The organism is Pseudomonas sp. URMO17WK12:I11 (assembly GCF_007677725.1).
GTDB lineage: Bacteria > Pseudomonadota > Gammaproteobacteria > Pseudomonadales > Pseudomonadaceae > Aquipseudomonas.
On record NZ_VEDF01000051.1, the window covers coordinates 1 to 311 of the forward strand.

Here is a 311-nt window from a genome sequence, read left to right on the forward strand (position 1 = left end):
GAGCCGGTGCTCCACTGGGTGATGCCGTCCTGCTTCTGGGTCACGCTCTGGGTGTGGAACGGCAGTTGCTGCGGGGCGAGGGCGGGCAGGGTGTCGTTGCTGTCGGTGAAGACGATGCAGTGGCTGTCGGCCTGGTGTTCGACGTACCAGAAAATGCCTTCGAGTTCGCACCAGCGCTGCACGAAGTTGGCGTCGGTCTCGTTGAACTGGGTAACGTAGGACAGCGGCGCGTAGTCGCGGCGCAGGTCGAGGCGGTAGTTGCCCTTGGCTTGTTCGTACTGGCTGAACACCGACTCGAGGATGGCGGGCAG

The 311-nt window shown here is 63.7% G+C and carries 1 protein-coding gene; it reads right to left on the reverse strand.

Annotated elements, in window-relative coordinates; translation table 11 throughout:
• On the reverse strand, positions 1-311 hold a 311-nt coding region (locus FS665_RS23190; protein WP_178108401.1), incomplete at both ends, for a contractile injection system protein, VgrG/Pvc8 family.